The sequence below is a fragment of the Streptosporangium sp. NPDC006007 genome, assembly GCF_040614315.1.
In the GTDB taxonomy this organism is placed as follows: Bacteria; Actinomycetota; Actinomycetes; order Streptosporangiales; family Streptosporangiaceae; genus Streptosporangium.
This window is the reverse complement of the sequence record NZ_JBEXUG010000023.1, coordinates 86,581-93,705: the sequence shown is the minus strand read 5'-3', so window position 1 is coordinate 93,705 and position 7,125 is coordinate 86,581. Positions and strand designations below refer to the sequence as shown.

Here is a 7,125-nt window from a genome sequence, read left to right as displayed (position 1 = left end):
CCGGATACCTCATAACTCCGGCATACCGAACGCGAGGTCATCCAACGGTCATAAACCGCCGTCGGTGATCTAACTCCTGAGCTTCAACCTCAGTAACCGGCCAGGAGATCGATCTGTTCCGCTTGGTCGTCCCCCACGGAGATAGTGAACCGAACACCTATCGCTCTGCCGATCCGGTCAAGCATCTCCAGCGTCGGTACTCCACCGCCCAGTTCGATACGCGACAGAGCCGGCTGGGAGATCCCTGCTCGCTTGGCGACCTCGGCCTGAGTCAGGTTCCTCGCCACGCGAACCTCACGGAGCCTGTCTCCGAGAGCCATGTCCCGGACGGCTCGCGTGTACTCGGGGTGCTCTTCGGTCTCAGCTTCCAGAAGCCGCTTGGCCTTCAGCGTCTTCCACGTGCTGTGTCCAGCCATCACGATCTCCTGTCGAAAATGTGGGTGACGGTCATGTTGTGTTCGAGTTGGCAGACTTTCTTCGCCTTGACCGCACGCTCCACGTCATCATGCTGTGGCCCGTTACGGGTCTTGGCAAACACTGTGAGCAGAACGATCGCCCTACCTCCGGGTCTCCAGAACGTGATCCGCCAGGACCGTTCCCCGAGGGGTAACCTCAACTCGCTGACGCCATTGCGCAGACTCTTGACGTGGTCACCGTCCGGCAGCCCGCCTCTCTCCACGAGATGCCAGTCCACCTTCGCCATCGCCCGCTGGAACTGCCCGAACGGCAGCCCCGCCAACCATGCCTCCACCTCGGGCTCCAACGCGATCTCGAACATACCCTTGATGGTATATACCTTCGATGGTAAGTCGGTGGGAACGAGAAAACCAGTCCCTAGCGCCAAAAACGATCAAAGCCCAGCTCTGGATCGTAATCCTGAGCTGGGCCTTCATGAGTGGAGCGGGTGACGGGAATCGAACCCGCGCTGTCAGCTTGGGAAGCTGATGTTCTGCCATTGAACTACACCCGCAGCGGTGGGCCGCGCCCTCTACTGTAGCGGAAACTCGGAGGGCTCTTGCCGTTGTCGGAGGGGAGTTTCCCGGTCTGTGGGGTGGTGGGGCGTTGGTAGGTTGCCTCACGTGCTGCTTTCCGACCGTGACATCCGTACCGAGATCGAGTCCGGCAGGGTCAAACTCGATCCCTTCCAGCCGGAGATGATCCAGCCGTCGAGCATCGACGTGCGGCTGGATCGTTACTTCAGAGTCTTTGAAAACCACCGATATCCCCACATCGATCCGTCGATCGAGCAGCCGGACCTGACGCGGGTGGTCGAGCCCGAGGGGGACGAGCCGTTCATCCTGCATCCCGGTGAGTTCGTCCTGGCCAGCACCTACGAGGTCATCACGCTTCCCGACGACGTCGCCTCGCGGCTGGAGGGGAAGAGCTCGCTGGGCAGGCTGGGCCTGCTCACCCATTCCACGGCGGGTTTCATCGATCCGGGGTTCAGCGGGCATGTGACGCTGGAGCTGTCCAATGTCGCGACGCTGCCGATCAAGCTCTGGCCCGGTATGAAGATCGGCCAGTTGTGCATGTTCCGTCTTAGCTCGCCCGCCGAGCATCCATACGGCTCGCAGAAGTACGGCTCGCGGTATCAGGGGCAACGGGGGCCGACGCCGAGTCGTTCCTATCTGAACTTTCACCGGAGCCGGATCTAAAGGACCCTGCTCACCGGTCGTGGTGGCCGGCCGTCGCCCTCAAGCCGGTGCCGTCGCTCTCAAGCCAGGGTCGCCGTCCTTAAGCCGGGGGCGCCGTCCTCAAGTTGGTGTCGTCGTGTCGCTCGATGGTGGTTCGGGCGTCTGCGGTGCATCTGGTGGCCGTCGTGCCGATCAGGATCCAATCGGATGAATGGTCTGATCTGACATCAACCATCCTTACTCGCCGTTTACATAGATCAACACGACGGAGTCAGCCGAGAGGGTGAGATTCCTGGGAGTGGGGCGGTTCGACGGCCTTATGTTTATAGGAATGTATGGATAAGTGTAGCTAAGGGTTGGCGTATCTGGCATAAGGGGCCGTTAGGTGAGGAAAAGATGAAGGTTCGCCCCAAAAAGGTTAGGGAAGAGGAGGGTGGCTCCATTTGGGGCGCGTGACGGCGTAGCGTGACCGCAAGTCAATGCGACGGTCACCGGAAACGGAAACCCTGGAGGACCCTCGACCCCGATGTCGTCGGCCACGTTATGGCCGGCGGTGGCAGGAAAGGTCGGGTGTTCAAAAAGGTGAGGCCCTATCCCCGCCGGTGACCGTACGTTTCCAACGTCCCATCCCCGCATATCTGGAGAGCGACGTGCCCCTGCGCCTTACGCCCAGCGAGGACAGCTACTACGAGATGTTCGCCGCCTTGGGGAACAACCTCGTCACAGCGTCTCACCTGCTGTCGGAAATCGTCAGCGACGGATCGGACAGGCGGGCTCTGGCCGAAAAGCTGCGTGCCTGTGAGCACGCCGGCGACGAGCGTACTCACTCGATCATGAGCCTGCTCAGCAGGAGCTTCATCACCCCCTTCGACCGAGAGGACATCTACCGTCTCGCGTCGGCCCTCGACGACGTGATGGACCACATGGAGGCCGCCGCCGACCTCATGGTCCTCTACCAGGTCGACGAGCTCCCCAAGGACGTCGTCCAGCAGGTCGAGGTCCTGACGATGGCCGCCGAGCTGACCGCCGAGGCCATGCCCCGGCTGCGCTCGATGAAGAATCTGAGCGACTACTGGATAGAGATCAACCGGCTGGAGAACCAGGGCGACCGGATCTACCGTCACCTTCTCGCCTCCCTCTTCAACGGCGAAAGCGACGGGCTGGCCTGGTTCAAGGTGAAGGAGGTCGTCGACCAGCTGGAGATGGCCGCGGACGCGTTCGAGCGGGTGGCCAATACCATCGAGTCGATCGCGGTCAAGGATAGCTAGTGGACCTGACCCTGGTACTCATCATCGGCGTGGTGGTCGTGGCCTTGGCCTTCGACTACACCAACGGCTTCCACGACGCCGCCAACGCGGTCGCGACCGCGGTTTCGACACAGGCGTTGAAGCCGAAGACCGCTTTGATCATGGCCGCGGGGATGAACTTCCTGGGTGCGAACCTCGGCACCCAGGTGGCGTCGACCGTCGGAAAAGGCATCATCGACGCCCCCAAGGGCACGCACGGCCTGGTGATCGTGGCCGCGAGCCTGCTCGGGGCGATCGCCTGGAACCTCGTCACCTGGTACTTCGGCCTGCCCTCGTCGAGCAGTCACGCGCTGATCGGCGGCATGGTCGGTGCGGCGCTCGCCTCGTCGAGCATCATCCACTGGGAGGGCGTGTTCCACAAGGTCGTCATCCCGATGATTCTCTCGCCGCTGGTCGGGTTCACCCTGGCGGGGGCCATCATGATCGGCTTCCTGTGGACCTTCCGCCGCTCCAACGCGCCCAAGGTCAACCAGGGCTTCCGCCGCTCGCAGATCATCTCGTCCGGGGCGCTGGCCCTCGGACACGGTCTGCAGGACGCGCAGAAGACCATGGGTGTGATCTTCCTGGCGCTCGTGGTCGGCGGGTTCAAGCACAACGGTGATCCGATCCCGCAATGGGTCATCCTCTCCGCCGCGACGGCCATCTCTCTTGGCACCTACGCCGGTGGCTGGCGGATCATGCGGACGCTCGGCCGCCGGATCTCCACGGTCACCCCTCCCCAGGGTTTCGCCTCGGAGTCCGCCGCCGCGTCCGTGCTCTACATCGCGGCCTTGGGTTTCGGCGCGCCCATCTCCACCACCCACACGGTCACGAGTTCGATCATGGGTGTGGGCGCGGCCCGGCGTCTGTCGGCGGTGCGCTGGGGGGTCGCGGCCAACATCGTGACCGGCTGGGTTCTCACGATCCCCGCCGCGGCGCTCGTCGGCGCCCTGGTCTACTACGGGTTCCACTGGGTTTTCGAGTAGAACCCGGACGAACGCGATGGGACGTCGATCGAGTGGCTGCGATCGGCGTTCCATCGCGTCTCGTCATTTCCGGTACATGACGTCGACGTCCCACCGGGTGAAGCCCAGCTTCTCGTAGAGGCGGATCGCCGCGGTGTTGCTCTCGTCCACGTACAACATCACCTGGGCCAGGCCCCGCGACCGCAGGTGGGCCAGGCCCGCGAGCGTCAACGCCCTGCCCAGTCCGCCGCCCTGCTCGGCGGGATCGACGCCGACGACGTAGACCTCGCCGATCGGCTCGTGTCCGTGGCCGTCGTCGCCGTGCACCTTGGTCCAGTGGAAGCCCACCAGTCGCTCGCCGCCCGCCGAGCCGTCCCGCCCCTTCGCGGCACCGGCCGGGCCGGTCCGCTCCGTGAAACCGGTGGCCCCGGCCTGCCGTTCCGCGAGGCCCCCGGCCCGGGTTCGCCGTTCCTCGGGGCTCTCGGACCCGGTCAGCCGCTCCGTGAGCTGCGTGGGGGCGGCGGTTTCACGCACCGCGAGGAAGAACCCCGCCGGGTCGAACCACGGCTCCTGCTCGCGCCGTCTCAGGTCCTCGACGGTCCACGCTCCCTGCTCGGGGTGGTCGGCGAACGCCTGGGCGTTGAGCGCCACCAAGGACTCCTCGTCGGAGGATCCGGGCTCGAACGCGCGCAGCCGTACGCCGGGGGGGAGGTCGAAGCCGGGGGTCGCCGCGAGCAGGGGGCGGCGCATCTGCCACAGCGATCTGACCTTGGTGAACCCGGCCGACACGGCTAGGGCCTCGGCTCCCGTGTGGTCGCCGTGCGCCCACAGGCGGAGCCGTCCCCCACTCCGCTCCAGTACGGCGCGGAGCAGACGCCGCCCGTACCCGCGCCTCCGGAACGCGGGGTGGATCACCAGTTCCCCGCTGGGCCCCTCGACGGGGTCGGTCGGGTCCACGTGCGCGTAGCCCGCGAGGTCGTCTCCGGCGTACAGGAGTACGGCCCCCGCCTGCTCGTCCCCGCCGTAGCGGAGGTGCAGCATCACATGTTCGTTGAGCGGCCTGACCCCGTCGGCCTCCGCGGCGGCCTCGACGACTTCGAGGACGGCGGCCACCTGTTGTTCGTCAAGTCGTCCCCTGTGTTCCACGCGCACGTTCATGTCCTGGACTCTAGGCGGCCCCGGATGCCAGGGGATCGCCGGGGACTGGCAAAAACCGCCATGCGATGGATCGGTTAATCGTTACCTCTCGGACATTCCTTCCATGGATTGCCGATTTAATGTCGTGGTTCATGATGCCTCGCTCCTTTCAGCGGTTGGTCATGGCCGGGGTCCTCGCCGGAACCGGTCTCGTGTTCGCGACGGGTCCGGCGGAGGCGGGCGGCAAGCCTCCCAAGACGGTGCCGGTCCGCCTGCTCGCCCTGAACGACTTCCACGGCAACCTCGAACCGCCGACCGGCTCGTCCGGCCGGATGGTCGACGAGACCGGCGCCACCGTCGAGGCGGGCGGCGCCGCCTACGTGGCCACGCATCTTGGGCGACTGTCCGACGAGAACACGCTCAAGGTCGCTCAGGGTGACCTGATCGGCGCCACCCCGCTGCTGTCGGCGGCCTACCACGACGAGCCGTCGGTGGAGTTCCTCGGCAGGGTGGGCGTCACCGCCTCGGCCGTCGGCAACCACGAGTTCGACGAGGGCTACGCCGAGCTCAGGCGGATCATGCGTGGTGGCTGCCACCCGGTGGACGGCTGCTCGCCCGCCGGCGCGTGGAAGGGCGCGGGCTACAGCTATCTCGGCGCCAATGTGATCTTCAAACGGCCGGACGGGGCCGCCGAGCGGGAGGCGCTCGCCGCGTTCGGCGGGCGGAACACCGGTCCGCTGCGCGCGCCGCTGAAGGACTACGGCATCCCCGCGCTGCCCCCGGTCACCGTCCGCTGGATGAACGGCGTGCCGATCGGCTTCATCGGCCTGGTCACCCGGACCACCCCGAACATCGTCACCTCCGAGGGGGTGAAGGACCTGGAGTTCGTCGACGAGGTCAAGGCGGCCAACGTCGCCTCCCGGCTGCTCAGGCTCGTCGGCGTCAAGGCCCAGGTCGTGCTGGTGCACGAGGGCGACCAGGTGACCCCCGGCCGGTCGCCCGACGCCTGCAGCGCCCAGCCGGGGGTGGGCAACCGGATCGCCACCCAGGTCGACGCCGAGATCGACATGATCCTCAGCGGTCACTCCCACCAGGCGTACCTGTGTACGGTGTCCGACCCCAAGGGCGGTACGCGCCTGTTCAGCCAGGGCGGCTCCTTCGGCAGGGTGATCACCAAGGTCGACTTCCAGGTGGACGTCCGTACCCGTGACGTCGTGCGCTCCTCGGTCGTGGCCGACAACCAGGTCGTGACCAGGACCGTCACCCCGGACCCGGAGATCGCCGCGTTCGTCCAGAGCTGGAAGGACCGCGTCGCGCCCGTGGCCAACCGGCCGATCGGCAAGATCACGGCCGACATCGTCAACGCCGCGTCCCCGTCGGGGGAGTCCCCTCTGGGCAACCTCATCGCCGACGGCCAGCTGGCCGCGACCAGGACCGGCGGCACCGCCCAGGTCGCGCTGATGAACCCGGGCGGCGTGCGCGCCGGCCTCACCTACCCGAGCTCGCCCGCGGGTGAGGGCGACGGCGTGGTGACCTACGGCGAGGCCTTCACGGTGCAGCCGTTCAACAACCTCACGCAGGTGGTCACCCTCACCGGTGCCCAGCTCAAGACCGTCCTGGAGCAGCAGTTCACCGGCGGGCCCAACGCCCAGCCCTTCAACAAGATCCTGCAGCCGTCGTCGAACCTCACCTACACCTACAGCAGGGGCGCGGCCTGGGGGGCGAAGGTCTCGGACATCAAGATCGACGGTGTCGCGGTGACGGATACCGGGAGCGTCCGGGTCGCCGCCAACAACTTCCTGGTCGGCGGGGGTGACGCCTTCCTGGAGTTCAGGAACGGCACGGACCTGTGGAGCGGCCCGCTCGACATCGACGCCTTCGCGGCCCATTTCGCCGCGAACCCGCTGATCACCCCCCCGGTCCCCAACCACATCACCGTCGTCCCCTAGGCTCGCCCGCCTTCGAAACGGGCTCCGAGTGGTCCGGGGGCCCGTCACTGAAGATCGTTCAAGGGCGCGGAGCCGTACCCGTGCCGGTAAAGACAGGGGTCACGCCGGGTAAAACTCGTGACACGTTCGCGGTGCTCAACGGTCAGTCATCGCA

At 66.2% G+C, this 7,125-nt stretch carries 7 protein-coding genes and 1 tRNA gene; 4 read left to right on the top strand and 4 right to left on the bottom strand.

Features of this window, described 5'->3' with window-relative positions:
- Positions 1–89 precede the first annotated feature (89 nt).
- The 3 genes from ABZ194_RS19225 to ABZ194_RS19215 form a co-directional block, all read right to left on the bottom strand.
- Entirely contained in the window at positions 90–416 is a 327-nt protein-coding gene (locus ABZ194_RS19225; RefSeq protein ID WP_355597990.1) for a helix-turn-helix transcriptional regulator, read from the bottom strand.
- A complete protein-coding gene (locus tag ABZ194_RS19220) occupies positions 416–778 on the bottom strand; it encodes a type II toxin-antitoxin system RelE/ParE family toxin (protein ID WP_355597988.1) in 363 nt (120 codons plus the stop codon). The genes ABZ194_RS19225 and ABZ194_RS19220 overlap by 1 nt, the downstream gene beginning before the upstream one ends.
- Before the next feature lie 118 nt (positions 779–896).
- A tRNA-Gly gene (locus tag ABZ194_RS19215) sits at positions 897–970 on the bottom strand.
- Between the two features lie 109 nt (positions 971–1,079).
- Between ABZ194_RS19215 and dcd the strand changes: the two genes are divergently transcribed.
- The 3 genes from dcd (at position 1,080) to ABZ194_RS19200 (ending at position 3,906) form a co-directional block, all read left to right on the top strand.
- Complete coding sequence (gene dcd / locus ABZ194_RS19210; protein WP_355597986.1) at positions 1,080–1,655, top strand: dCTP deaminase; 576 nt, start codon at positions 1,080–1,082, stop codon at positions 1,653–1,655.
- A gap of 629 nt (positions 1,656–2,284) precedes the next feature.
- Positions 2,285–2,902 (top strand): DUF47 family protein, encoded by a 618-nt coding sequence (locus tag ABZ194_RS19205; RefSeq protein ID WP_355597984.1) that lies wholly within the window; start codon positions 2,285–2,287, stop codon positions 2,900–2,902.
- Entirely contained in the window at positions 2,902–3,906 is a 1,005-nt protein-coding gene (locus ABZ194_RS19200) for an inorganic phosphate transporter (RefSeq protein ID WP_355597982.1), read from the top strand. Before ABZ194_RS19205 ends, ABZ194_RS19200 begins: the two co-directional genes overlap by 1 nt.
- A gap of 63 nt (positions 3,907–3,969) precedes the next feature.
- On the opposite strand, the gene mshD is transcribed toward ABZ194_RS19200, so the two are convergent.
- Positions 3,970–5,043: a mycothiol synthase gene (mshD, locus tag ABZ194_RS19195; RefSeq protein ID WP_355597980.1), complete on the bottom strand. Its 1,074-nt coding sequence runs from the start codon at positions 5,041–5,043 to the stop codon at positions 3,970–3,972.
- 131 nt (positions 5,044–5,174) lie between these two features.
- Here mshD and ABZ194_RS19190 point away from each other — a divergent pair, with 131 nt between their 5' ends.
- Positions 5,175–6,971 (top strand): bifunctional metallophosphatase/5'-nucleotidase, encoded by a 1,797-nt coding sequence (locus ABZ194_RS19190; RefSeq protein WP_355597978.1) that lies wholly within the window; start codon positions 5,175–5,177, stop codon positions 6,969–6,971.
- Positions 6,972–7,125 lie beyond the last annotated feature (154 nt).